Below are 25,175 nucleotides of genomic sequence, written 5' to 3'. Positions count from 1 at the left end.
ATCCATGAGAAAAAAGGGATTCTCCCTGAGCAGGATCACCAATCTTGCCTCCTGCCTGATGACGGTGCTGCTGGCGTTGAATCTTCATTCCCTTGCGGCACAGATCAGCAGTTCTTCTGCCCAGACCGAGACAGCTCATGGAAAGTCGGGGGAGGCCGCCCCGCAGGGCAAGGCTGCAAAGGCGGTACCTGCACCGCCGCCTGCGGGTGTGAAAGCGCCAGAGACAGTGCGGCCCAGCAGGCAGCGCCTGTTTCTGAACCACCTCCAGGGCTGGACGCCAGCCAATGGTCTTGCGGATGATGATCCTGCCACCGGGCAGGTTGATGAGGAACAGCCTGATTCCCGTGTCCGTCTGGCTGAACGGGGGCTGAATGACGACCTTGCCTCGCATCGGCAGGCCATGCAGGGAGAGGCGGAACGTTTCCAGCACCAGCAGAAGGCTCTCGAGCAGGAGCAGAAGGAGCTGGACGAAAAATTACAGGCACTGGGCCGGAATGCTTCCGAACTTTCTGCCCAGCAGGAGCAGCGCCGGCAGGATGTCGAGCAGAGCATTGCTCGGCTGGCCCATATCTATGAGCAGATGCCTCCACGTGATGCGGCGGCCATGTTCAATATTCTGGATATGCGGGTGCTGGTCCCTGTGGCCCAGCACATGATTCCCCGCCGGATTTCGGATGTTATTGGCAACATGCAGCCCGACCGTGCCAACATTCTTTCCCAGTATCTGGCGGGCATCCGCAAGCTCAGTCCCGATACGATCAACCGTATGAACAGTCCGATCGATTCCAACATCGCACCGTGAGGTTCGCTCCCTCCGTGATCATTGGGAGGGAGCTGTGATGTGTCTTACTGGCCCTGCATGCAGCCATCGGGTGCTGTGCCGGGGGGGAGAGGCTGTTTGAGGAAGGAGGCCAGAGCTACCGTGCTGTTGCAGTATCCGCCCATGGGCAGGGTAGCGATTTCCTCGAAGTAGTTATTTTCCGGCGTGGCCCCGTCTGTGTCATGGGGAGCCAGCCTGAACAGGCTGACATGGGCTGTTGTTTCCGTTTTTGCGTAGGTTGAATCCCCCAGAGGCCGTTCCATGCGGATCATGAACAGGTTCCATCGTCCCTGTGCGCTCTGCACTGTGTAGAAACCAACGGTGGTCAGGGCATCTTCACCGTCATGTGGTGCATCTCTCAGGCTGTACTCCTTTCCCTGCGTGTCCCGGAAAGGCACGGCACAGAGAAGGGCTGCTTCGCGGGGGCAGGGTTCAAAGGCGAGATATTCGTTCCATGACCACGCATTGGCATTGTCGTGATAGAGCTTGAGAAGTTTCAGGACTTCCCCTTTCTGGATGGGAACCTGCGCTTCCGTGTCCAGCTTGATGGGAATGACCCGGACCGTATCACGGACATCCTGAATTGTGGACCCTGCACGGCCTGCGCCGGGCAGGAGCAGCAGCGCAAGGGCCAGAATGGTGCAGAGGGGTTTGGGGAGGCACTTTTTCTGTTTTTTCATGCTGGTCTCAAAAGATGGATTGGTGAAAGGCTGATCCCATATCGTAAAATTCTGAACAACATCAGGTCATAAAGCAGTTGTGATGGTGTTCTGCAGAAAATACGTCCGCACGATTTTACAGTTCCTCGGGGAGGTGTGCCAATTCAGCAATCTGAAGCTGTGGGATCATGACCGGAGTCATGTGATCTTACAGCTGTCGATAGTAAATAAAATACAGATTTACCCTTAAAACAGGTTAAGTTTTGATAGTTTATTCATTGTTTTCAAAAAAATGTCTTTTATTCCGTTAAAAATTTCATCATGTTTTGGGCATAATCAAGTCTAAACCATGCATTTGCATGGTCTTTTTTAGAATTCATGTCTTGAGTCTCTGTCATCAGCCAAGCCTTTGGTCATGTTGACGGAAGGAATGAAATTTCTAGAGGGATGGGACGTTTTCATGTTCAACTGGTTGTATAAGTCAGCTCCGTTCCGCGTGCAGGTACGGGTGGCAATGCTGGCCATCGAGCTCTATCTCGCCGTGCAGCTTCTCGTGGAGGGTGTCGGTTATGTTCAGAGTGGCATCTTCAGCCGTGTTTCCATCATCAATATGGCAACACTTCTCTTTGGGATGGTGCTTGTCTGGACCGTATGGTTTTTCCTTACCAAGGCCCTGACCGAACCCATTGAAAAGCTGACGGCAATGGGTATGGGCCTGAGCCGTGGTGAAAGTCCTGATCTCAGCCTGTATGAGAACAGGACAAACTGTGTTGGACGCGTTGGCCGGATGCTGGCCTCTTTCGCCCTGAGCCTCCAGGAGCAGAAGGCAGCAGAAAAGGCGCACAGCGAGGCTGTGAACAAGGCGCTGGAAACGACGGAAAAGCTCAAGGAGCGTGAGGCCCGCACACATGCCGTCGTGGAAGAGCTGAACCGTGTCATGCAGCTTCTGGCACAGGGCAATCTGTCCATCCGCATTACCAGTGCCCTGTTTGATGGTGAATTCGGTCCCGTGCGGGAGGCTTTCAATGAATCCCTGACAGGCCTTGGCGGCGCTTTGTCCGTCGTGGCGGAAAGCTCCAACATGATCGCCAACGGGGCCAGTGAAATCTCCACGGCATCAGATGATCTGGCAAAGCGTACGGAGCGTCAGGCCGCAAGCCTTGGCCAGGTAACGGCTTCTGTCAAATCGATCGCTTCCGGCTTCAAGGTCACGGCCAGCAACTGTTCCCATGCCAGCAGCGAGACCAAGGCAACGCTGGAAAAGGTCAAGACGGCCTCTAACGGGATGGAACAGACCAGCGTGGCGATGAACTCCATCAAGACCTCGTCTGATGATATCGTGCAGATCACACGCTCTGTCAGTGACATTGCGTTCAAGACCAACGTGCTGGCACTCAATGCCAGTGTGGAGGCGGCCCGTGCCGGTGAAGCCGGACGTGGTTTTGCTGTGGTCGCCAAGGAGGTCCAGTCCCTGGCAGAGCAGTCCGCCAAGGCGGCTGACATGATCCGTGACGTGCTGGAAACCGCCACAGCCCATGTGCAGGAGGGTGTCCGCCTTGTGGCCCGGACCAGCGGTCTGCTCAAGGATGTGGAAGAAGGGACGGAAGCTCTGGCGGATCGGGTGGAGGTTGTCTCCAAGGCGACTGAGGAACAGGCCCGCAGCCTGGCAGAAGTCTCCGATGCTGTGAGCAGCATGGATGGCATGACCCAGCAGAATGCGGCGATGGTCGAAGAATCCACGGCAGCCAGCCATAACCTGACCACCCAGACCGTCAAGCTGCGTCAGACACTGGCAACTTTCACCATTGGTTCCAGCCAGAGCCTGAAGCTTTCTCATGAGCGTCCGGCCCTTCCCAATGAGACAGCTGCCCAGACACAGCCGAAGAGCAGCACGCCAATGCTGAGCAGCCAGCGTGGTGAGATCCAGCAGGATGGCAAGATATTGCCGACCCACTCTGATGATGAAGCAGGCTGGGATCATTTCTGATGGCGGCGGCAGTACAGGAGGGAACCCCCCTCATTTCTCTGCCGCAGCGTCTGGATACCGGTGCGGCGGCAGGGCTGAAGGCTCTTCTGCTGGAGGAGATCGGAGCGGCAGAAGGGACGACGCCACTGCTGGATGCTTCCGGGGTCGATTATGTCGGGGGGCTGTGCCTTCAGCTCCTTCTGGCCAGCGGGCTGAAAGTTGGCCCGTGTTCTGACAAGGCAGCGGAAGCCTTCACGCTGTTTGGTGTCCAGCAGCAGCTTCTGGAATCGATGGATGAGAAGGAGAGCCGCCATGACGGATGAACCGAAGGTGAGAGTCCTGACGGTTGATGACTCCCGCACCATGCAGGGTGTCCTGCGCAAGGCCCTCAGTGAGGCCGGTTATGATGTCATCCAGGGGGGTGATGGTGTTGAAGGGCTGGAGGTGCTGCAGCAGGCGGACCCCATGCCGCAGGCCATCATCACGGACATCAACATGCCCCGGATGGACGGTTTCCAGTTCATCGAGGCGGTGCGGAAACTGGAGGCTTTCTCCAGTATTCCCATCATCTGCCTGACGACCGAAACGGATGAGGAGAAGAAGAACCGGGCCAGATCCCTCGGGGCTACGGGGTGGATAGCCAAGCCCTTCAATGCCGAGAAGCTCGTATGGGCCATCCGGCGGGTTACAGCGTAAGGGAGCGTGGATATGGGCGACGTCATGGATGATATTCTCAAGATATTCTTTGAGGAATGTGATGAGCTGCTCCCCGAGCTGGAAAGCGGGCTGGGTGAACTTTCTGCGGAGGAGTCCAGTCAGGAAACCATCAATGCCATTTTCCGGGCGGTACATTCCATCAAGGGTGGAGCGGCGTCCTTCGGTCTGGACCGTCTCGTCCGTTTTGCCCATGTCTATGAAAGTGCGTTGGATGGTCTGCGGTCCGGTCAGGTGGAGCCGGACCCGGCCATCATCAAGACGTTCTTTCTGGCGATGGACCTTCTCAGTGATCTGGTGGCCGAGGCGAAACAGGCCGGGGATGAGGTTGATGGCGGGCGGATAGACGAGACTGTCCGCAAGCTGGAGGCGATCATCGGTCAAGGGGGGGATGCCCCCGCTGCTTCTGACGTGGGGGAAACCCCTGTTCCGGAAGATTTTACCCCTGTGACGGTAGATCTGGGTGGCTTCGATTTTGATGAGCCAGCCGAAGAGGGCGGTGAATCTTCCCGGCCGAAGCTGGTCGTGACCTTCCGGCCACAGGCTGAACTGTACAGCCGTGGCGATGACGCCCGGAATCTTCTGCTGGGGCTGAAGGAGCTGCTGCCGGCCGAAGATGCCGGGGCCATGGATGTAACCTGCAACACGCAGGACCTGCCCGTGCTGTCAGAGCTGGCGCCTGAGGAGGCTTGCCTGGGCTGGACGGTCCGTCTGCCGGAACCCCCGGGCGGCACGGCCGAGGATGATATCCAGGCCGTCTTCGACTGGGTTGGTGATGTCTGCGATTTTCAGATTGCCCGTGAGGAGCAGACTGACGATACGGTCGAGGCGGATGCTGTGGAAAGTCCGGCTGTCCAGGAGATGGCTCCGGCGGTTCCCGTGCCTGCCGAGACCGTGGAAAGTGAGGCACAGGCCGCCGCTCCTGCTGCTCCGGCAAAATCGGGGCGCAAGCGGGAGCAGAACGCTTCCATCCGTGTTGATATCGGGCGGATCGGCATGTTGATGGACATGGTCGGGGAGATGGTCATTGGCCAGGCCTCTCTTGAATCAGCCCTGACACGGGAGGGAGCCTTGTATGACCCGGAACTGCTCAAGCGGCTGGCTGTCATCAAGACACTGACACGGGATATTCAGGAAGCCGTCATGGCGATCCGTGCACAGCCTGTCCGCAACGTGTTCCAGCGGATGCAGCGTGTAGTGCGGGAGGCCAGCAGCCTGGCGGACAAGGATGTGGCGCTCGTGCTGGAAGGGGAGGAGACAGAGGTTGACCGGACCCTTATCGAAAACCTGACGGATCCGCTGACCCATATGCTGCGCAATGCGGTGGACCACGGGATTGAGACCCCGCAGGCCCGTCTTGCGGCAGGGAAACCGGCTCAGGGTACGATATGGCTCTCCGCCCGTCACCGTTCCGGGCGCATTCTCATCGAGATCAGGGATGATGGCGGTGGGATCAATACCCAGCGTGTCCTTCAGACAGCCATCAAACGGGGGATTGTCCCCTCCGGGGCATCGCTCGGGGAAAATGAGATCAACGAGCTGATCTTCGCTCCGGGCTTTTCCACCGCTGAAACCGTATCCGACCTTTCGGGGCGGGGTGTCGGGATGGATGTGGTCAAGCAGGCCATCCAGAATCTTGGTGGGCGTGTGAACATCAAGAGCACGCAGGGCAAGGGGACACTCTTCACCCTCAGCCTGCCGCTGACCCTCGCCGTGCTGGATGGGATGCTCATCGAGTGCCGTGGGTCCACCATGGTTGTGCCGGTATCATCCGTTGTGGAACTTGTCACGGTGCAGCTGAAGGATGATGTGTACACCATTCCGGATGGCAGTCATGTCGTTTCCGTGCGGGGGCGCTGCATCCCGCTGATCTATCTGGGAGACGAGCTGACCCTCCCGGAGGTTGAGAGTGTGCAGGAAGAGACCCATCACATGGGTCGTGCCGGGGAAGAGGGGCAGCTGATTGTCCTTGTCGTGGAGAACGAGGCTGGTGCCCGGGCAGCGCTGGTGGTGGATGGTGTCCGCGACCAGGCTCAGGTTGTCATCAAAAGCATCGAGAAGAATTACCGCCAGATCAAGGGTGTTTCGGCTGCAACCATTCTTGGGGATGGCAGCGTGTCTCTCATTCTTGATGTTTCAACACTGATTGTTTCCGCAACGAAACGTGTTGATACCCGCGCGCTGGAAGCCATCGCAGAGCGGGCAGCATAACAGGCAGGTCAGGAAAGAAAGTCATGGATCTTATGTCTCTGGAAGAAAAGAAACAGACAGACGGACAGGTGAACGGGGCTTCGGCCCTTCCCTCCGGGGGACGGGAGCAGATGATCATCTTCACCGTGGGGGACCAGCGATACTGCATTCCCATCCTGAGCATCAAGGAAATCAGGGAGTTCGAAGACCCGACCTACCTGCCGCATTGCCCTGCCTATGTGGAAGGGGCCATCAATATCCGCGGCAATATCGTAACGGTCGTCAATCTTGCCAACTATCTGGGGGCCGTGCCGGAGGCCGACAATGAGCGGCGTGTGGTCATCATCATTGAGGATGGCCAGAACCGTGCTACATGCGGGCTGCTTGTGGACAGTGTGATCGGCATCACGGAGATTGCCCTGGATGAGATACAGCCCATTTCCGTTGATGGTGGTGCAGCTGAGCTGAGTGGTCTTGTCAGCATTGGGGAGCGTGTCATCCGCATCCTGCGGCTGGATACTGTTCTGACCCGCCTGCTGGGAGATGGGGCCGTCGGTACGGCCGCAGGATGAGGGCAGGCTGATGATGAACATGGAGCCACAGGGCGGTTTCTCCTACTCGGAGGCTGATTTCCGGCGTGTGCAGGAGATCGCCCGGCAGGAAGCAGGAATCAGTCTGCCCATCTCCAAGCGCAGTCTCGTGTTTTCCCGTGTGTCCCGGCGCATCCGTGCTACCGGGCGGGCGTCCTTCCGTGATTATCTGGATTACGTCAGCATGAGGGAGGGGCAGGAGGAGCTGAAGGAGCTCATCTGTGTTCTGACAACCAATGTGACGCAGTTCTTCCGGGAGAAAAGTCATTTTGAACATCTGGAGACGCATGTCCTGCCCCAGCTGGGGCAGAAACTGCGTGCCGGAGGGCGGGGGCGTTTCTGGTCGGCAGCCTGTTCGACAGGGCAGGAGCCATGGAGCATGGCTATGTCCATCATGGCGGAGCTGCCGGATGCCTTGCGGATGGATCTCAAGATTCTGGCAACGGACATCAACCACGCAGTGGTGGAGACAGGGCGCATTGGCCAGTACCCCGGCGAGGAGGTGCAGAGTGTGCCGCAGCGCTGGCGGGATGCCTACATGGAACCCGTGGAGATGGCGCAGTTCAGCATGGCACGGGAGATACGGCGCCTTGTCACGTTCCGGCAGCTCAACCTGAATCGGGACTGGCCTTTCAAAGGTCAGTTTGATGTCATTTTCTGCCGGAATGTCGTGATCTATTTCGATGACGAAACCCGCAATGCCTTGTGGAAGCGGCTTGCCGAACGGCTGGTGCCGGGCGGATTTCTCTATGTGGGTCATTCCGAGCGGGTGGACTGCATCAGGGAGTGCCATCTCGAGGCTGTGGCGCCGACAATCTACATGAAAAAGGGTTGAGGCCATGAAAGAACGGGTCAAGGTTCTTGTAGTGGATGATTCAAGAACCGCCAGAGAGCTGATAAGGCGCTCTTTTCTCAAATATCCCGAGATTGATGTCATTGGCATGGCATCGAACCCCATCGAGGCACGGGACCTCATTATCGCCGACCAGCCTGATGTCATCACGCTGGATATCGAGATGCCGGGCATGAACGGGCTCCAGTTTCTGGAAAAGATCATGCGGCTGCGGCCGATCCCGGTGGTGATGGTGTCCAGCATGACCACACGGGGGGCCAATACGGCCATCACGGCTCTCCAGATGGGAGCTTTTGAATGTTTTCCCAAGCAGGGCGGGGCCGGGGAAGCCTTTGCCGGGTTGGGGCAGATCGTGCTGGAAGCCGCCCGCTATCAGCCCGGCCACCGGCAGGCGACCCCGGGCCCCCGGCCTGTACGGACAGAGCCTGTCGCAGGCAGCGGTACGGCGTCGTGGCGGACACCGTTCGATGTGGTGGGGATTGGCTCTTCCACCGGTGGGGTGGAAGCTGTTGAAGAGGTGATAAAAGACTTCCCGGCCAAGAGTCCGCCCATCGTCATATGCCAGCATATGCCTTCGCTTTATACGTCCAGTTTTGCTGCCCGTCTGGATAGCCTGATCCCGCAGCTTTCCGTTGCCGAGGCGCAGGATGGGGAGATGCTGGCTCCCGGCATGGTCCGTATTGCTCCCGGTGGGGAGGCCCATCTCGTGCTGGAGGGACATGCCCCACGGCTTTTCACAAGGTTGCGGTCTGGGGAGCCTGTTGGTGGTCATCGGCCATCGGTGGACAGGCTCTTCCATTCCATTGCCCAGACGGCAGGTAGGACCTCACTGGGGATCATCCTGACAGGCATGGGGCAGGATGGTGCAGAAGGGTTGCTGGCCATGCGGCGGGCCGGGGCACGGACCATAGGGCAGGACAGGGCCTCCTCGGTCGTCTATGGTATGCCTCGTGTCGCTGCCGAGCTGGGAGCTGTGGAAAAGGTTGGCTCCCTGATGGACATTCCCGGCCTGGCCATGGGCCTGCACTAGGAAAGATGAACGCCTGACGTGGCGTTCCTGATGTCAGGCCATCCTGACAAAGAGTGATTATCAGAAGGCAGAAAGGTTCATAAATGCCGTCCGCATCTCAGATTCGCGCTTTAATTGTAGATGATCAGGCCTCCATCCGGCAGGTTCTGGCCAGCCACATGGCGGCGCTCGGCTTCAAAGGGGTCGTGCAGCGTAAGGATGGGAAGGAGGCTCTGGAATATCTGGAGGCCAACCCCATCCATCTCGTGATTTCAGATTTCAACATGCCGGGCATGGATGGGCTGGCCCTGCTGGAGGCCGTGCGCTCCAACCCGAAGACAGCCAAACTGGCGTTCATCATTCTGACAGGTGAGGCAAATGCCGGGCTGGTGCAGAAGGCCGTTGCGGCGGGGGTCAACAATTTTCTGGCCAAGCCCTATACGGTCGCCAAGCTGAAGGAAACCCTGGAGAAAGTTTTCGGGCCTATCAGGTGACGGACCTGCTGAAGATCACGACTGTTATCCAGGGCGAAATCGCCATTTCGGATGACCCCGGCGTGGTGTTCGGCACGTTGCTGGGGTCGTGCATTTCAGTCTGCATGTATGATCTTCAGGCAGGGGTAGGGGGTATGAACCATTTCCTTCTGCCCGGAGAGGACTGCATGGGGAGCATGGATGCAGCTGCCTATCTGTACGGGGTAAACGCCATGAAAGGGCTGGAAACCGGGCTCATGAAGGCAGGGGGCGTGCGGGAGCGTTTCCAGTGCAAGGCGTTTGGTGGAGCGGCCGTGCTGTCCATTGCCAGTGACATTGGTCAGGAGAATGTCGGTTTTCTTCTGGATTATTTCCGGCGGGAGGAGATCCGCTGTGTGTCTTACAGTTTTGGTGGCAACCAGGTGCGGCGTATCCGTTTCTGGCCAACGACAGGAAAAGTTCTTCAGAACCTGTGCTGACCGGCGACCGGTCGTGATGATGGGAGAGGCCGGTATGGAGAGAGAAAGATGATGCCCAAAGATACAGGAACCCAGCCTGTCGGGGAGGCAGACAGCATAAGGGCCTCGGTGCTGATGAAGAGGCTGGGGGCCATTCTGGATGATGTCTGTGGTCGGCTCTCGGATGTTCAGGATGTCGTTTCAGATTATGTCGGCACGGGAGAGCTGGATGCCGGGCAGATGGAACGGCTCCAGAGTCTTGATGCCCTGACACAGGAGGTTGAAGCCGTCCGTACCGTGCTGGAGCAGGTGGAACAGGCGGCTCCGGAGATCGGCAATCCCCGTTATGGGATGGGTACCGTTCTGGCGGGTGTAAAGCTTTCGCAGATAAGGGATATGCTGCGGTATGGCCAGACGGCGGACCTGAAAGAAGACAGGGGCAATTTTACCTTGTTCTGACCCTGACCTATGTTCTATGTGCCAAGTAGGGCAAGGTTATCCGGTGTGGTACCTCAAGCTGTGGCTGGCCGCATCGGAGCATCTGGAGAGAGCTGATGGCAGGGAGGGGACAGGGGGCGAATCTTATTGGCGTCATTGCCGAAACCGCCCGGGGTGCCGTTTTTCAGCCGCATGGCCACGTTGCGGGGCCGGCCAGACGTTTTCTGGCCGGGTATCATGAATCCGCAGGGCTTGTAGGGATGGGTGTACAGATGCTCCCTGTCCTTCTCGAGGGGCAATGGCCATTTCCCGGCACGGGCGGACTGGGGCAGGAGAAACGGTGTCTTGTCGGCCAGGGAGATGGCAGCGGCAATGACAGTGTCTATGATTCGATCCTGCGTCATCACCCTCCCCTGGTGCGGGAGGTGGATGAGATTGTCATTTCTTTCATCCCTGCCAGCATGTTCCAGCGTTGTTCCATAGGAGAAGCGTTGAACATCGGGCGGCTGGCAGCCTGTTTTGACCTTGCTTCATGGTTTGTGGATACCTTGCCCGGCCAGACCAGCAGCGGCTTTTATGAGCTGACGAAGCTGGATGTCAAAGCGCTTTCCCTGGGTGTCTGGGTCAATGTTCTGGTGACGTGGCTGTACGGAATGGACGTCCTGTCAGCCCGGGCGTTGCAGAAGATGCGTCTGGCCATCTGTGGCATCGTCATGGAAAATCTGGCACTGCTGAAGCTTGGCCCTTCAGCCCCGGCCTGTAGCAGTACGGCGGTTCTGCCAAAGAAATGTCTGGTGGAGGCCTATATGGGGCTGTACCCTGGCATGATGGGCAGGGTGGCGCGTATGCTTGCCTTCTGTCCGGAGGAACATATCCTCAAGACAGCCGGCTGTCCCGAGCGGGTGTGCCGTGATGTGCTCAGCAGGTCACTTGATTTCTTTCAGAGCAAGCAGGCTGTATGAGCTACTTTTTTTCGTCAGATTTTCCCTATAAGAAGTGACGGGGCCACTTTTGCGGTGTGTTTTGTGCAATCGGGCCAGTTGTTGGGGAGAAGTGGGAATATGGCAGCGTTTTCCATGCTGACTATTCTGCGTATTTTTTTAAACAGGTCCCGTGTGGGGGCCTGCTCTGTTCTGCTGCCATCCGTGGCGGCAATGTCTTTTGGGGCTTCGCCTTCGATGGCCGCTGATGGCAGCCGGGCAGGTCAGCCTCTGCTCTATTCGGCCCAGGGTGCCCTGTCTCATGCCATGCAGACACCTGCCGTCGTAAAGCAGACAGAGAAAGCACCAGAGCGACAGGTCATCCTTACACGGGACGGAAAACCTGTCCAGCAGGTATCCGTGGTGCAGAAACCGAAGGTAGTGGATGCCGAGAAGACGGCGGCCCATTATATCCATGACATGGGGTTGCGGCGTCGGCCATATTCCAATTATCCGACGGAAGAATTCGGTGTGTTCGGTGAGAACGGGCGTGAGCTGCTCGAGCGCGTGAACATTCCTTTGCATGAAGGGGATCCGACCAATAATGATGGGCCGCCGCTGCCCCGGCCAGAAGCACTCTTCCAGAAAATGCGTTGGAATGAGTGGCTGCGGGACCGTGGTGTGGTCGTCCTGCTGGACAACACCAATGAATTTTCTGGTGCCATCACCTCTCCGAGGAAAGGGCTGGGGTTGAGGCAGGGGTCCTCCAATACGGGGCAGTATGGTTTCGAGAATGACATTGACTGGTACAAGCTGGCCGGGATCCCCGGGTTCCAGACCCATGTCATTGGCGTAGGCCGTTACGGTATTCCAGCCAGCAGGATGTTTGGCGACAATGTGAACCCCAGCCAGGAAATCTATGGTGGTGGTGGTAACGTGGCGTTCCATCTCGTCTATTTCTACGGGGAGGAGACTCTCTGGGGTGGACGGCTGAATATCGCAGCAGGCCGCATGTCCATGGATTCGGACTTCGCCATCAGCCCGATCTACTGTAACTTCATGAACAACGCTTTCTGCGGAAACCCCAAGGCCGTTACGGATACGTACACACGGTCATCCTATCCGGGGTCAAGCTGGGGGGCCCGTATTCGTGGCCGTCCTACAGACAGTACCTACATCCAGGTCGGTGTCTATTTTCCCGAGCGCGGTATTTATGGCGTGCAGCAGAATCGTAGCGGGTTCAAGTTCAATGGCGGGACCATCAGCGGGGTCGTGACACCGATCGAGGTTGGCTGGGAGCCTGAGTTTGGTAAACAGCAGCTGCCGGGTCACTACAAATTTGGGTTCTCCCCGGATACGTCCGACCATTATCTTGGTGTGTATAGTCCTCCCAATCGGCGCAATGCATGGCGGACCCGGATGACCATCCCCAACTGCCCGACCTGTCAGGGGGTGGGCGATGAGGTTCCCGGTACGGGCATCCGTCGCAATTTCAACTGGAGCATGTGGTTCCTAGCGGACCAGATGATCATGAAGAACAAGACACAGGACACGCCAGAAGGGGGACTGGTGGCCTTCTTTGATGCATACTGGAACAAGCCAGCCACAGCCATGCGTGGCAAGATGTATGCATTCGGTCTTGTGGATACGGGCTTCTGGCCAGCCCGCCCGCTGGATACGGTGGGTGTTTCCTTCTCCTATACCGGTTCCAGCAGCTATACCCGTGCTGCGCAGCGGTTCCAGGTGGATCATGGGATGGCTCCGGAGGGGGCGACCGCCTATTATGCGAGTGGCGGGGCGCCGCTTCTGTGGGGGTCTTATGGTGTGCAGCGCTGGGGCAGCACGCTGGAGGCCACCTACCGCATCCATGTCATGCGGGGTGTGACCTTTGCGCCGGATTTCCAGTATTACTTCCATCCGGGGATGCAGCGTGTCCTGAAGGATGCCGCCATGCTGGGCTTCAAGTCCCACATCCAGCTCTTCTGATGGCGCTTCCTGCTTCCCGATGCAAAGGGGAAGCAGGAGGCTCGGGCCCCTTTCCAGCCACAGGCCGGAAAGGGGTTTTTTTATGGGCTTACTGGTTGGATGGAGGAGGCTGAGGCGTAGGGTCCGTGCGGGTCATGGCTTTGCCACGGACGAGCCAGTAAGCGGTGGAGAGTGACAGAACAGCGGCTGAAAGCGCCAGAAGTTCACGGACATTCACGCCATTCAGGTCCAGCACGATGAACTTGCGTACGGCTGCCATCATGCCGATGAGCAGGACGGACCTCATGCGGATCATTCCCTGTGATTCCGAACCGGGAAGAACGAGGATGGAGTGACGGAATTCCAAGGCGATCAGGACGGTGAAGAACAGCCCGAAGACTTCCTGCAATATGGCAGGCTCCGTGGGGCTGAGGCCGGCATGGATGATGAGCTTTGCCACTGCCACCACGACATGCAGCAGCCCCAGGCAGGCCACCAGCGTGATGCAGATGGACAGGACCAGCATGGCCGCTCCTTCAAACATGTCGAACAGGCGGGACAGTGTGACGAAGCCGGGCAGGGTGCTTTTCATGGAGTAGGGGATGCCTTTGATGTGGGGATGGATAATGTTGTGCTGCTTTTACTTCATTCTGATGGGAGGGAGAAAGGTAGGTGCAGCAGGACGCTTCCGCCTCCTTTGGCATGATTATGCCGACGGGGCGTCTGCCTGTGCGTCGCGGGGGGCCCGGTTTCGTGTCGGGTAGGGGACGGAAAGCAGCGTCTTACATACTACATGCGTCAGGCATGAAGCACTGGGGAACGGCCTATTTTCAGGGAAAATCGTGGTGCCGGATGAGAGATTCGAACTCCCGGCCTTCGGTTTACAAAACCGCTGCACTACCACTGTGCTAATCCGGCAACGGGGCCGTACATCTCATTTTTCCCTCCAGAAATCAAGTGGAAAATCAGGGGAGTGGGGAAAAAATCCCGGCCAGGAAACAGCCGGACAGGTCAGCGGCCCGTGGTGGCGGGCTTCTGGTGCTGCATGAGATGGGCTGGGGGCGCAAGGACAGGGCCATCCTGTACAAAGCCATAGCCATCAGAAGAAAGGCCACGATGGCCGATAGCCTGGTTGGGTCTGTTACAGCCCCCCATGCTGAGCAGGGAGAGCACAAGGCCTGTCAGGAGGAAGAAACGGGGATGGCAGAAAGTCGGCATGGGCTTCCGTGGGTTGGTCAAAGAGGTGGGCAGGATTGCCGGTCAGCACGAAGAGGGAAACAGTCTATCCTTCAGGGTGCGGGCAATGGCTCTGTAAGCCTGTGATGCAGGATGATCCGGGTCACGCAGGACAAGAGGGGTCCCTTCATCAGCACTGCATCTTATATCCCGCAGCAGGGGAATTTCCCCAAGGAAAGGAATGTTGAGGGCCTCTGCTTCCTTGCGGGCCCCACCATGGCCGAAGAGGTCAGTCCGTTCCTGACAGTGCGGGCAGCAGAAATAGGACATGTTCTCGATCAGCCCCAGCACGGGCGTTTCGGTCTTCTCAAACAGCGTGACACCCCGGCGGGCATCAAGCAGGGCAATGTCCTGCGGGGTGGAGACGATGACGGCCCCACCGGCTTTCAGCTTGTCCGAAAGCTTGCGGGTCAGGGTCAGCTGGGCATCTCCGGTGCCGGGTGGCAGATCGACCACCAGTACATCCAGCGCCCCCCAGGACACATCACTCATGAGCTGGGTCAGGGCGCCCATGACCATGGGACCACGCCAGATCATGGCCTGTTCCTTGTCAACCAGATAGCCGATGGACATCGTCTCCATGCCCCAGCGTTCCAGTGGGCGCAGCCTGCCATTCTCGACAACAGGTTTCTGGGTTTCACCCAGCATGTGGGGAAGAGAGGGGCCGTAAATGTCAGCATCCAGCAGGCCGGTCCGAAGGTCCAGCCGGGCCAGGCTGCATGCCAGATTGACGGCTGTGGTGGACTTCCCCACGCCTCCCTTGCCGGACGCCACGGCAATGACGGCCCACACATCGGGCAAGCAGGCTTCTGGGGGGGCGGAGCGGCCTGTGGGTCGCTTCCCGAGGGCCAGAGGCCGGTGCCCGCTTTCTGCACCGGCCTTGCGGGGGACGGGGCCTGCCGGGCGATGAGCTGTGAGGGACAGGGTCAGACTGCTGACGGCGGGGTGCTGCCTGAGCCTGTCCTCCAGTGTCGTCTGAGCGTCCTGGAGGAACGCCGCACCTTTAGCTGTTGTCCGCAGAATGAGGTGGAGATGGCCATCTTCCAGTGTCAGGGCTTCTATGCTGGTCTGATGTGCAGGCTCTTCTGCTGTGAGAAAGTCGGAGATGAGGTCTTTCAGGGAAGAGATGTCGGTGGCTGTCATGGGGCAGGACCTCTCATGCAACGCCCCTCATGAGGCAAAAAAACACAAACTTGCTGGCTGGAAGGATGACGTCCGGTCCGCCGTGGAGTAGATTCTACAGCATGAGCCGATTCATGTCTTCTTCTCTTCTGTCTTCCTCCCGCATGAGGGTGGCCCGCTGGCTGTCCTGTTTCGTGCTTTCTGGTATTCTTGGCCAGTCCGGTGGAGCCTGGGCGCAGGATGATGTGCCGATGCCGACCCTGCCGGGGGAAGAGCTGCCGCAGGGGGGGAGCGTGACAACCCGTGCTGCGCATGAGGCGGCCATGATGCCCGGTTTTGCGGCACTGGTGGAGCGGCTCCTGCCTGCTGTGGTGAATATTTCCGTCTCCAGCGTGATCCACCCTGATGAACAGCAGCCGGACGGGCCGGATGGCAGTACACCGTCCGGGCCGCAATCATCCCCTTTCCCGCCAGGGTCACCGCTCGAGAAGTTTTTCCATGACTATCTCCACCGCCGTCATGCGGATGGGCACCCTGCCCGTCAGGTACAGGCGCTGGGGTCCGGCTTCATCATCGATCCTTCTGGCGTGGTGGTGACGAACAATCACGTCATTGACAATGCCCAGCAGGTGAGCGTGACCCTGTCGGATGGGACGGAATATCCGGCACGGATTGTCGGGCGGGACAGCAAGGAGGACCTTGCCGTCCTTCAGGTGAAGGCAGACCGGCCCCTGCCGTCCGTCCCGCTGGGGCATAGTGACGATGCCCGCATCGGAGACTGGGTGCTGGCCATCGGCAATCCGTTCGGTCTGAGTGGCACGGTGACAGCTGGCATCATTTCGTCCCGCAAGCGGAATGTCGATCACGGTTTGTATGACGACTTCATCCAGACGGACGCAGCCATCAATCACGGTAATTCAGGTGGCCCGCTCTTCAATCTGAAGGGTGAGGTCATCGGGATCAATACGTTGATTTATGGCGGGTCTGGTGGGGATTCCATCGGCATCGGCTTTGCCATTCCTTCGGATGATGCCCGAGGCATCATCAACCAGTTGCGGCAGACAGGCCATGTCCGGCGTGGCTGGTTGGGTGTGCGCTATCAGGATGTCACCCGCAACATGGCAGAAGACCTTGATTTCTGGAAAGCGGATGTGCCCGGAAAAGAACGGGGAACGGGGGCCATCGTTGCCGAGGTCAGCAAGGATGGGCCGGCCCGGAAGGCAGGTTTGCAGGTTGGGGACATTCTGACAGCCCTGAATGGTCAGCCGGTGACAGGCCAGACCCTGCCCCGGCTCGTGGCGGGGTATCAACCGGGAGAGACGGTGCATTTCACCTTTTGGCGGCGTGGCAGCTATCAGACGCTGGATCTGACCCTGGGGCGCAACCCCGATGAGAAGGATCCCCTTCCTTCCGACACGCACCCGCCGGAACATCCGGTAAAGACCCTGAAAGAACTGGGGGTGAAGCTGGGCGTGGTCGATGAAGCGGCCCGGACGCAGTATGGCCTGACTGACAGCCAGAGGGGTGTGCTGGTGATGCGTGTCTATGAGGGTAGCCCCGCTGCCAGCCGTGGGTTGACGGAAGGGAATCTGGTGCTTCAGGTCGGGCAGCAGGAGGTCAATACACCGGAGGCCCTGCAGGCTGCGCTGGACCGTGCCCGTGAGCTGAAGCGGACGGATATCCTTCTGTTGGTGCAGGATGGTGAGGGGCTGCGCTGGGTGGCTGTGCCATTGGGGGGACAGCAACCCCAGCCGTGATGGAGCAGACCCGCCTTACAGGCCACGGTCCCGCTTTATTTGGTCCCATGCGGCATTGATGCGGGCCACACGCTCCTGTGCTGCTTTCCGTTGAGCATCGCTCATGGGGCGCTGGGCAAGACGGTCCGGGTGATGTTCACGGATCAGCACACGCCAGCGTGTCCGGACTTCGCCATCCGTTGCCGTTGCACTGATGCCCAGCACACGATAGCACTCTGCCGTTGATGATGTGGAGGCAGCCCGGGGCTGGCCGTCCTCGGCCCGCTCCCAGGCCCGTTCTGAAAGGCGGAAGGCTTTGTGCGTCCGGCGGAGATAGTCCATTTCTGCCGGATGCAGCGGGGCCCCGGCAGGCAGGTCTGCCCTGGCAATGCGGAAGAGGACGCTGAGCAGTGTTTCCAGCGGCTCCGGCTTGTCGGCAAAGGCACGCCCCAGCTCACGGGCATAAAGTTCGAAATCGTCCGTCCGGTTCCGGGCCCGATCAAAAAGCAGGCCAACCTCTTTCTGGTTGTCTTCAGGGAACCGGAAGGCCGTCTTGAAGGCTTCAATCTCGGCCCGGTTCACGGGGCCATCGATTTTGGCCAGCTTGGCGGAGAGCGTGACGACACCAAGGCCGTAGAGCTGATCCGTCTTTCCCAGCAGGGCAGAGAGTTTTGCGGCGGTGAAGAAGGCGGCATTATGCGGGTCGGGTTGCCCCCGTGCGGGGAAACGGTCGCCCCATGTGCCGGAGAGCGGGGTCAACAGTCTGTCCGTATCGCTCATATGGCCCAGAATGGCCCCGAGAAGACCGCCGACCGGCCCCCCGGCGGCAAAACCGGCAATACCACCAAACATTTTCCCCCAGAAAGCCATCGATGCCCTCCCTGTTCACATGGTTGTAAACTCTATCACGGGGACAGGGGAGGGCGGAACAGGAATATGCGGTCTTTCCAAGACGGGTCACACGGGGGCTGACGGGGCCTGGTTCAGGGCAAAGCGTAGTGCCGTGAGGCGGAGCAGGGAGGCCAGCGTCTGTTCCGGGGGGCGATGCCTGTCCAGCCGGGCGATGAAGGCTGCCAGGGCAAGCTGTTCGGCACGGGCCATGGTCTCCAGAACCTGCCAGAATTCGGCTTCCAGAGCGATGGAGGTTCTGTGCCCGTACAGGCTGAGGCTGCGCTTCTGCAACTGTGGTGGTGGTGGTGGAGGAGCGTGCATGGGGGAAGTGTGGCAGCTGGCATTGTGTGTGGAAAGGGATTTTCTTGTCAGCTCCGGCGCAGGCCGCCATCATGAGGCATGAGATTCTTTTGTTCTGCTGTTTTTGCCTTTTTTGTCTTTCTTGCTGGCCAGACAGGTCGGGTGTCTGCTGACCCGGTGGCGGCCCCGCCTTCCGTGGCGACCCTGTTCGAAAGGGTGAAGACCGACCCTGTCCGGCTGGAGCTGTTCCTTAGGGCCTTCCCCAAGGGAGCGGACCTGCACAACCATCTTTCCGGGGCGGTCTATGCCGAGAGTTTCCTCAAATGGGCAGCGGGGGATGGCCTCTGCGTTTCGCTGAAGAAGCGGACCATTCTGGCCAGTCATTGCCCAAAGCCGGGGGAGGGGCAGGTTCCGGCAGATGGTCTGCCAGGGAATGAAACCGGCTGGAATGAGATGGTCAATGCGTTGTCCATGCGCAATTTCATTCCTACGGAACATGACCGCTCCGGCCATGATCATTTCTTTGCGACCTTTCTGCGGTTCATGGCAGTGGAGCCAAGGCATCAGGGGGACATGCTGGCCGAGGCTGCCGAGCGGGCTGCCCGTGACAATGTGCAGTATCTGGAATTGCAGATCGCTCCCATTCCCTTTGATGCATTGGGGGAGATGATGAAGGCTGCTGCCCTGCCTCCCTTGAGGACGGAAGCTGATTTCAGTCGGGCTTATGAGGTTCTGAAGCCCGCCCTAGGGCGGATGGCAGCCCTGTCCCATGTGGCCATTGATGAGATGGAGGCCCGTGCCCGAACCATCATGAAGTGCGGCACAGCGCAGGCTTCCGCAGGGTGTGGGGTGACGGTGCGCTATCAGTATTCCGCCCTGCGGACATTTCCGGCACCGTTTGTCTGGGTACAGCTCGTGGCGGCGTATGAGAGTGCCCGCCAGGATACCCGGCTGGTCGGCGTCAACATCGTGGCGCCGGAAGATGACCCGGTGGCCCTGCAGGACTATGACCTGCACATGCAGATGTTCCATACTCTGAACCGGCTGTATCCGGGGACGAATCTGAGCCTTCATGCGGGGGAGGTGACACCGTCTCTCGTGCCGCTGGGCGATCTGGACCATCATATCCGGGCGGCGATTGACGTGGCGGGGGCCAAGCGGATCGGCCATGGTGTGGATGTTCTGTGGGAGCATGACCCGGCCTCTCTGCTGGAAGAGATGGCACGGCGCTCCATTCTGGTGGAGATCAATCTGACCAGCAATGATGAGATTCTGGGTATCAGGGATGGGCGGCATCCTTTTTCGCTTTACAGGCAGGCCGGTGTGCCCGTGGCGCTCTCGACAGATGATGAAGGTGTGTCCCGTAGCGATCTGACGCAGGAATACATGCGGGCCGTATTGGCCTACCATCTGGATTATCCGACACTTGTCCAGCTGTCCCGTACGGGGCTGGAATATGGGTTCATGCCGGGGCAGAGCCTCTGGGCCGGGCATCATCTGGGGCAGGCTGTGCCGGCCTGTTCGGGCATGGTGCCGGGTGGAAGCGCCGCTCCAGCCTGTGAACGGTTTCTGAAGGACAATATGAAGGCACGGCTGCAATGGCAGCTGGAGGCCCGTTTTCAGGCTTTCGGGTAGGATGTGATGAAGAATCCCCTGCTGCGGTCCGTGCCCTGAGACAGGCCGGAGAGAACGATGGGAAGGAAAGACATGTGATGAGACAGGCAGTGAAGACAGGCTGGATGTATGGTCTTGGTCTTCTGGTCGGGCTGGTGGCAGCGGGGGCGGGGTCTGCCCGTCCGGCACAGGCTGTCCCGCTGGAGGTACACGTCGTGGTGGTGACAACCTTCGAGCTGGGGCAGGATAGTGGCGACATGCCGGGAGAGTTCCAGCACTGGGTGGAACAGTACCCGCTGGAACAAACACTGCCTGCACCGGGGACGGAGCACGGTGTCCTTCGCTATAATGCGCAAGACCATGTGCTTGGGCTGGTCAGTGGTGAGGGACCGGGCCATATGGCAGCGGCCATTACCGCTCTGGCGCTGGACCCCCGGTTTGACCTCCGCCGTGCCTATTTCGTTCTGGCAGGGATTGCCGGTGTGAATCCCAATAAGGGCAGCATCGGGTCTGCCGCCTGGGCGCTGCATGTCGTGAATGGCGGGGCAGCCCATCTGATTGATTCACGTGAAATTCCGTCCGATTGGCCGGATGGTTTTACGCCGTTGCAGGGCCATGTACCGGATGAGCAGCCACGGCCACCGCTCCATTCCATCGCTGGGGACATGGCCTATACGTTGCGACCTTCCCTTGTGCGCTGGGCTTATGAAAGGACACGCCATATCGCTCTGCCGGACAATGAAAAACTTCAGGCCCATCGCCGGGCCTATCAGGGTTTCCCCGAGGCACTGAAGCCGCCGCATGTGATGATGGGTGATACGATCTCCGGTGAGACATACTGGCTTGGAGCGCTCATGAACCGGTGGGCGGAACGCTGGGTCGCTTACTGGACGGACCATCAGGGCGAGATGGTCACGACGGCAGAGGAGGACATTGGCCTCTGTCAGGCACTGGCGTTGCAGGCCAGAGCAGGACGTGTGGATGACCGGCGCCTCCTCATCCTGCGGACGACCAGCAATTTCGACATGCCGCCCAACGGCGTGGCACCGGCCACCATGCTGGCCAATGCAGCGCATGAGGAAAACCTGCCGGGCCTTTATGCTTCCACCAGTGCGGCCTATCAGGTGGCCAGCCCAATCGTGCGGGAGCTGGCCACCCATTGGGGGAGCTATGAAGGACAGGTGCCCTGAAGGAACGACCTAGCCCTGCTGGTAGCGGAGCATGGGCCATTCATCCTCGCTCCAGTCGCCCCTGGCCCAGTTCCGGCGGAGCTGGGTGGCGGTCTGTTCCAGCGTTCCTGCCACGATGGCGGCCCGTATCTGGCGCATGAGCCGCTGATAATAGGCGAGATTGTGGAGGGTCAGGAGCATCGGCCCGAGCATCTCGTTGGCCCGGAAGAGGTGGTGCAGATAGGCCCGGCTGTACCGGCCTGCCATCGGGCTGTCATCTTCGGGGGAGATGGGGCGGGTGTCCTCGGCGAAGCGGGCATTGCGGAGATTCAGCGTGCCCCGCTCCGTATAGGCCCGGGCAGTACGGCCTGCACGGGACGGCATGACGCAGTCGAACATGTCGCAGCCCCGCATGACGGCACCCAGCAGGTCATCTGGCGTGCCGACGCCCATCAGATAGCGGGGCTGGTCCTCGGGCAGCATGGGAGTCGTGTAATCCAGCGTGGAGAACATCAGCTCCTGCCCTTCGCCTACGGCAAGCCCCCCGATGGCGTAGCCCTCGAAGCCGATCTCCCGCAGGGCAAGGGCGGAGCGTTCCCGCAGGTCCTGTTCCGTGCCGCCCTGCACGATGCCGAACTGCCCATAGCCGGGGCGGGCGATGAAGGCTTCACGGGAGCGGGCGGCCCATCGCATGGACCGCTCCATGGAGGCTTCCAGCACGTCCTTCGTGGCGGGCAGGGCCGGACATTCATCAAAGGCCATGGTGATGGTGGCATCCAGTTTGTACTGGATGTCCGTCGAGTTTTCAGGCGTCAGACGGTGGGAGCTGCCATCAATGTGGGAACGGAAGGTGACGCCATCCTCATCCATCTTCCGCAGCGGCCCCAGAGACATGACCTGGAATCCGCCGGAATCTGTCAGGATGGGGCCGGGCCAGTCCATCATGCGGTGCAGCCCGCCGAGACGCTGGACCCGCTCTGCCGTGGGGCGCAGCATGAGGTGATAGGTGTTGCCCAGCACGATGCCCGCCCCGGTGGCCCGCACATTGTCCATCGTGATGCCCTTGACGGTCCCGACGGTTCCGACCGGCATGAAGGTCGGTGTCGGTACGCTGCCATGACGGGTATGCAGCCAGCCTGCCCGGGCCCGCCCACACTGGGCGTCTTTCTGCCAGTGCATGCGGTCGGATGGGGTAAGGTTGGGGCGGGTGGAGTCGGTCGTCATGGGGCACGTTCCAGAAGGCAGGCATCACCGTAGGAATAGAAGCGCAGCCCTTCGGCAATGGCGTGATGATAGGCATGGCGCATGGTCTCCGTACCGGCAAAGGCACAGACCAGCATGAAAAGGGTGGAGCGGGGCAGGTGGAAGTTGGTCAGCAGGGCGTCCACCGCCCGGAAGCGGTAACCCGGCCGGATGAAGATGGAGGTTTCGCCTGTCCATGGATGAACGATACCCTGTTCATCCGCCGCACTTTCCAGCAGGCGCAGGCTGGTGGTGCCTACGGCGACGACACGGCCGCCATTGGCACGGGTCCCGTTGATGAGACGGGCCGTTTCCTCATCAATATGGCCCCATTCCGCATGCATTTTATGTTCGGCAATGGTGCTGCGGACGGGCAGGAACGTCCCGGCTCCGACATGCAGGGTGAGGGTCTGTTTTTGTATGCCTTTGGCCGCAAGGGCCTCCAGCAGTTCTTTCGTGAAATGCAGTCCCGCTGTCGGTGCTGCCACGGCCCCACGAAAGCGGGAGAAAATGGTGCGGTAGTCGCTGTTGTCGGCTTCAGTCGGACCATTGGGGCGGGCAATGTAAGGCGGCAGGGCCAGGGCGGCCCGGCGTTCCAGAAAGTCATCGAACTCATCGCCTTCGACCGAGAAGCGGAGGGTCACGGCCCCATCGCCCTCATTGGTCAGGACGTCCGCCGTGACGGGATCATCCTCGAAGTGGAGCCGGTCACCGGGGCGGAGCTTGCGGGCATTGCGGGCGAGGGCATGCCACTGCCCTTCCGGCAGGATGCGGTCCAGCGTGATGCCGATTTTTGCGTCACCCCGTCGGGCCTCCATTTTTGCCCGGATGACTTCCGTATCATTGGCGACGAGCAGGTCGCCTTCCTTCAGCAGTTCGGGAAGATTGCGGATGCGATGGAGGGAGAGGGTTGCATCATCAGTTCCTGCAAGGGCCGGTGGGACGACATGCAGGAGCTGTGCCATGTCACGGGGGCGGGCAGGTTCCGTGGCGATATGGTCACGAGGGAGCGTGAAATCGAAGAGGGAGAGGTCGTCAGTCATTCCGGGGACATGGTTGGAGAAACAGGCCAGTCAGCGAAAAGGGGGCTTATGGCCCCCTCCACGTTGCTGATCCGTTGTGAATGGAGAGATCAGTGACGACCCAGCTGATGCTTGAGGGCGTCGATCAATGTCTGCACCTGCCCGCCATGGCGGGTGAGGTAGGTCGTGTAGTCGCTGCGCTGTGTCAGGCGCATGCTGGCACCCTCACCATACAGGTCCACCACCTTGGGCGGTTCGCCATCAATGACGGCCGTCATCAGGATGGGGGGCTGATGCGGACGGGAAATCTGAAGGGTCACCTTCTGGCCTGCCGGGGAGGGCACACTGTCCACCAGGCGGACGGAAATGTTCTGATATTCCCCCACGCGGGCCGTGACAGCATTCAGCAGTACGTCCTGAAACAGCTCAAGATAAAGCTTCTGCTGTTCCGGCGTGGCGATCCGCCAGTAGCGGCCCAGGCAGTAGCGGCCGATTCCTGGTACGTCCACATTGGCCCGCAGGAGGGGCAGAAGGGTTTCGCGCTTTTTGTCCAGCGAAGTGTCGCTGTTCAGGACGGCCACCAGTTTCCCGCCAAAATCATTGACAAACGCCTTTGCTTCATCACTGGAGGGAGTGGCGAAGGCCAGCGTGGGAATGAGAGCGAACAGGCTGGCAGCTCCCAGAATGGTGCGGCGTGTAAGCTGACGGAGCATCATGTTTGGGGATCCTTCCAATAAAGGCTGTCCTCACGGGGACGGAATGGTCAGTACCAGTCGGGGGTGGTGGCGCGGTGATCAGCCTTGAGGGCGTCGATCTGGCTCTGACGCTGCTGCTGCCATGCACTTCGCATGAAAGCATAAGGGTCGAGACTTTGGTGTTCCAGCTGGTCCAGCTGGTCTGTACTGTCTGCAAAGGTATTGAAGGTGCCGAGAATGTTGTAGCCCCAGTTGAAGCTGATGAGGCCATACCCTCTGGGCACGTAGTTGATGGGTGTCAGCCCCTGGCCGATGGCATAGCCTGCGGCATCACGGAAATTGGTAGGACCAAGCCCGGGCAGGAAAATGTAAGGCCCGGATTTGACCCCCCACAGCGCCATGACCATGCCAGGGTCTGTCTCATGCTGCTTGTAGCCAAGATGCTGGGCAACGTCATAGAAGCCAGCCGTCGTCATGTTCAGCAGGAAACGCATGAAGGAATCCCCCGCACGCCGCGGGCGCCCTGCCCCCACATCGGAGAAGAAGACGGCGGGTTGGCGCCATGTCTCGTTCAGCGTGGCGACAGAGGTGCGGATGGGCTGGGGAATGTTGTTCTTCCAGAACCGTCCTACCGGCCGCAGGGCCTTGTGATAGACCCACATGTTGAGGCTGAACATCTTGCGGTTGAAAGGCTCGTAAGGGTCGTTGACCGCCTTGTAATCCGCCAGATCGTCCGGGTCGGTCGGCGGCTTGGCGTGGAGGGAACCACACCCGCCGAGCGACAGCAGGGCCAGGCAGCCGACCAGTGCGGAAAGTGCAGTGAGTCTGCCTCGATGATGCTGTTTTGTGCTGCCTGTGCACGCCATGCTGCTGCCGCTCCTGTTTTTTTCTTTCTTCAAGGCCCGGCTATGCGGCTTGCCACGTCATCCACCAGGAGATGGCAGCGGCGTACCTTTAACGGGAACGGGCCGTAACATACGTCTGATTCCACATGCGCAAGTCATGAAGACCAGTGAACTCAAGCATATGGTACTTGCTCCATGCTGCCTACCCCTTTCGAATATCAGGCATGTTAAGAAAAAGAAGTATTGCA

The 25,175-nt window shown here is 59.5% G+C and carries 26 protein-coding genes and 1 tRNA gene; 16 read left to right on the top strand and 11 right to left on the bottom strand.

The window, feature by feature from the left end; translation table 11 throughout:
- Nucleotides 1-4: 4 nt before the first annotated feature.
- The gene (locus tag J8Z04_RS08165; RefSeq protein ID WP_081562775.1) at nt 5-802 is read left to right on the top strand and encodes a MotE family protein; all 798 of its coding nucleotides are present in this window, start codon (nt 5-7) and stop codon (nt 800-802) included.
- A 44-nt stretch (nt 803-846) separates the two neighbouring features.
- Here the strand turns inward: J8Z04_RS08165 and J8Z04_RS08160 are convergent, their stop codons facing one another.
- Nucleotides 847-1,500, bottom strand: coding sequence for a hypothetical protein (locus J8Z04_RS08160; protein WP_154981160.1), 654 nt, complete (start codon nt 1,498-1,500; stop codon nt 847-849).
- 439 nt (nt 1,501-1,939) lie between these two features.
- Between J8Z04_RS08160 and J8Z04_RS08155 the strand changes: the two genes are divergently transcribed.
- From J8Z04_RS08155 to J8Z04_RS08100, 12 genes are all read left to right on the top strand, one after another.
- Nucleotides 1,940-3,466, top strand: a complete 1,527-nt coding sequence (locus tag J8Z04_RS08155) for a methyl-accepting chemotaxis protein (protein ID WP_043558218.1) — start codon at nt 1,940-1,942, stop codon at nt 3,464-3,466.
- Nucleotides 3,466-3,768 carry a hypothetical protein gene (locus J8Z04_RS08150; protein WP_192848422.1) on the top strand — a complete coding sequence of 101 codons (303 nt, stop codon included), beginning with the start codon at nt 3,466-3,468 and terminating at the stop codon, nt 3,766-3,768. The genes J8Z04_RS08155 and J8Z04_RS08150 overlap by 1 nt, the downstream gene beginning before the upstream one ends.
- Nucleotides 3,758-4,141, top strand: a complete 384-nt coding sequence (locus J8Z04_RS08145) for a response regulator (protein WP_043558224.1) — start codon at nt 3,758-3,760, stop codon at nt 4,139-4,141. Before J8Z04_RS08150 ends, J8Z04_RS08145 begins: the two co-directional genes overlap by 11 nt.
- Before the next feature lie 12 nt (nt 4,142-4,153).
- Nucleotides 4,154-6,370 carry a chemotaxis protein CheA gene (locus tag J8Z04_RS08140; RefSeq protein ID WP_081562773.1) on the top strand — a complete coding sequence of 739 codons (2,217 nt, stop codon included), beginning with the start codon at nt 4,154-4,156 and terminating at the stop codon, nt 6,368-6,370.
- Nucleotides 6,371-6,393: 23 nt separating this feature from the next.
- Complete coding sequence (locus J8Z04_RS08135) at nt 6,394-6,921, top strand: chemotaxis protein CheW (RefSeq protein WP_227431512.1); 528 nt, start codon at nt 6,394-6,396, stop codon at nt 6,919-6,921.
- Between the two features lie 10 nt (nt 6,922-6,931).
- Nucleotides 6,932-7,774 carry a CheR family methyltransferase gene (locus J8Z04_RS08130; RefSeq protein ID WP_043558227.1) on the top strand — a complete coding sequence of 281 codons (843 nt, stop codon included), beginning with the start codon at nt 6,932-6,934 and terminating at the stop codon, nt 7,772-7,774.
- 4 nt (nt 7,775-7,778) lie between these two features.
- Entirely contained in the window at nt 7,779-8,822 is a 1,044-nt protein-coding gene (locus J8Z04_RS08125; protein ID WP_043558228.1) for a protein-glutamate methylesterase/protein-glutamine glutaminase, read from the top strand.
- Nucleotides 8,823-8,905: 83 nt separating this feature from the next.
- Entirely contained in the window at nt 8,906-9,295 is a 390-nt protein-coding gene (locus J8Z04_RS08120; RefSeq protein ID WP_043558231.1) for a response regulator, read from the top strand.
- Nucleotides 9,292-9,753 (top strand): chemotaxis protein CheD, encoded by a 462-nt coding sequence (locus J8Z04_RS08115; RefSeq protein WP_043558235.1) that lies wholly within the window; start codon nt 9,292-9,294, stop codon nt 9,751-9,753. The genes J8Z04_RS08120 and J8Z04_RS08115 overlap by 4 nt, the downstream gene beginning before the upstream one ends.
- 48 nt (nt 9,754-9,801) lie before the next feature.
- Nucleotides 9,802-10,191, top strand: a complete 390-nt coding sequence (locus tag J8Z04_RS08110) for a hypothetical protein (RefSeq protein ID WP_043558238.1) — start codon at nt 9,802-9,804, stop codon at nt 10,189-10,191.
- Between the two features lie 95 nt (nt 10,192-10,286).
- On the top strand, nt 10,287-11,132 hold the full coding sequence (locus J8Z04_RS08105) for a hypothetical protein (protein WP_192848423.1): 846 nt from the start codon (nt 10,287-10,289) through the stop codon (nt 11,130-11,132).
- Between the two features lie 99 nt (nt 11,133-11,231).
- Nucleotides 11,232-13,076, top strand: coding sequence for a carbohydrate porin (locus J8Z04_RS08100; protein WP_227449681.1), 1,845 nt, complete (start codon nt 11,232-11,234; stop codon nt 13,074-13,076).
- An 88-nt stretch (nt 13,077-13,164) separates the two neighbouring features.
- Here J8Z04_RS08100 and J8Z04_RS08095 read toward each other — a convergent pair whose 3' ends face one another.
- The 4 genes from J8Z04_RS08095 to J8Z04_RS08080 form a co-directional block, all read right to left on the bottom strand.
- A complete protein-coding gene (locus tag J8Z04_RS08095) occupies nt 13,165-13,647 on the bottom strand; it encodes a phosphate-starvation-inducible PsiE family protein (protein WP_192848424.1) in 483 nt (160 codons plus the stop codon).
- Between the two features lie 251 nt (nt 13,648-13,898).
- Nucleotides 13,899-13,973: transfer RNA gene (locus tag J8Z04_RS08090), tRNA-Thr, on the bottom strand.
- A gap of 93 nt (nt 13,974-14,066) precedes the next feature.
- Entirely contained in the window at nt 14,067-14,273 is a 207-nt protein-coding gene (locus J8Z04_RS08085; RefSeq protein WP_081562719.1) for a hypothetical protein, read from the bottom strand.
- Nucleotides 14,274-14,315: 42 nt separating this feature from the next.
- Nucleotides 14,316-15,434: an Mrp/NBP35 family ATP-binding protein gene (locus J8Z04_RS08080; protein ID WP_192848425.1), complete on the bottom strand. Its 1,119-nt coding sequence runs from the start codon at nt 15,432-15,434 to the stop codon at nt 14,316-14,318.
- 113 nt (nt 15,435-15,547) lie between these two features.
- Here J8Z04_RS08080 and J8Z04_RS08075 point away from each other — a divergent pair, with 113 nt between their 5' ends.
- Nucleotides 15,548-17,170, top strand: a complete 1,623-nt coding sequence (locus J8Z04_RS08075; RefSeq protein ID WP_232086370.1) for a Do family serine endopeptidase — start codon at nt 15,548-15,550, stop codon at nt 17,168-17,170.
- Nucleotides 17,171-17,185: 15 nt separating this feature from the next.
- On the opposite strand, the gene J8Z04_RS08070 is transcribed toward J8Z04_RS08075, so the two are convergent.
- Nucleotides 17,186-18,019, bottom strand: coding sequence for a TerB family tellurite resistance protein (locus tag J8Z04_RS08070; protein WP_043558249.1), 834 nt, complete (start codon nt 18,017-18,019; stop codon nt 17,186-17,188).
- A gap of 87 nt (nt 18,020-18,106) precedes the next feature.
- Nucleotides 18,107-18,361 carry a ribbon-helix-helix domain-containing protein gene (locus tag J8Z04_RS08065; protein ID WP_043558252.1) on the bottom strand — a complete coding sequence of 85 codons (255 nt, stop codon included), beginning with the start codon at nt 18,359-18,361 and terminating at the stop codon, nt 18,107-18,109.
- A 78-nt stretch (nt 18,362-18,439) separates the two neighbouring features.
- Here J8Z04_RS08065 and J8Z04_RS08060 point away from each other — a divergent pair, with 78 nt between their 5' ends.
- Both J8Z04_RS08060 and J8Z04_RS08055 read left to right on the top strand, forming a co-directional pair.
- A complete protein-coding gene (locus tag J8Z04_RS08060; protein WP_192848426.1) occupies nt 18,440-19,975 on the top strand; it encodes an adenosine deaminase family protein in 1,536 nt (511 codons plus the stop codon).
- Between the two features lie 77 nt (nt 19,976-20,052).
- On the top strand, nt 20,053-21,144 hold the full coding sequence (locus tag J8Z04_RS08055) for a purine nucleoside permease (RefSeq protein WP_192848427.1): 1,092 nt from the start codon (nt 20,053-20,055) through the stop codon (nt 21,142-21,144).
- Between the two features lie 9 nt (nt 21,145-21,153).
- Here J8Z04_RS08055 and tgt read toward each other — a convergent pair whose 3' ends face one another.
- The 4 genes from tgt to J8Z04_RS08035 form a co-directional block, all read right to left on the bottom strand.
- Entirely contained in the window at nt 21,154-22,302 is a 1,149-nt protein-coding gene (tgt, locus tag J8Z04_RS08050; RefSeq protein ID WP_192848491.1) for a tRNA guanosine(34) transglycosylase Tgt, read from the bottom strand.
- Between the two features lie 41 nt (nt 22,303-22,343).
- Nucleotides 22,344-23,408: a tRNA preQ1(34) S-adenosylmethionine ribosyltransferase-isomerase QueA gene (queA, locus tag J8Z04_RS08045; protein ID WP_192848428.1), complete on the bottom strand. Its 1,065-nt coding sequence runs from the start codon at nt 23,406-23,408 to the stop codon at nt 22,344-22,346.
- A gap of 89 nt (nt 23,409-23,497) precedes the next feature.
- On the bottom strand, nt 23,498-24,103 hold the full coding sequence (locus tag J8Z04_RS08040; RefSeq protein ID WP_232086371.1) for an MlaC/ttg2D family ABC transporter substrate-binding protein: 606 nt from the start codon (nt 24,101-24,103) through the stop codon (nt 23,498-23,500).
- 47 nt (nt 24,104-24,150) lie between these two features.
- Nucleotides 24,151-24,948: an MlaA family lipoprotein gene (locus J8Z04_RS08035; RefSeq protein WP_086442084.1), complete on the bottom strand. Its 798-nt coding sequence runs from the start codon at nt 24,946-24,948 to the stop codon at nt 24,151-24,153.
- Nucleotides 24,949-25,175 lie beyond the last annotated feature (227 nt).

It is taken from the genome of Bombella apis, assembly GCF_018221685.1.
Lineage (GTDB): Bacteria > Pseudomonadota > Alphaproteobacteria > Acetobacterales > Acetobacteraceae > Bombella > Bombella apis.
The sequence above is the reverse complement of the archived record's forward strand: the minus strand, read 5'-3'. Positions and strand labels throughout refer to the sequence as shown.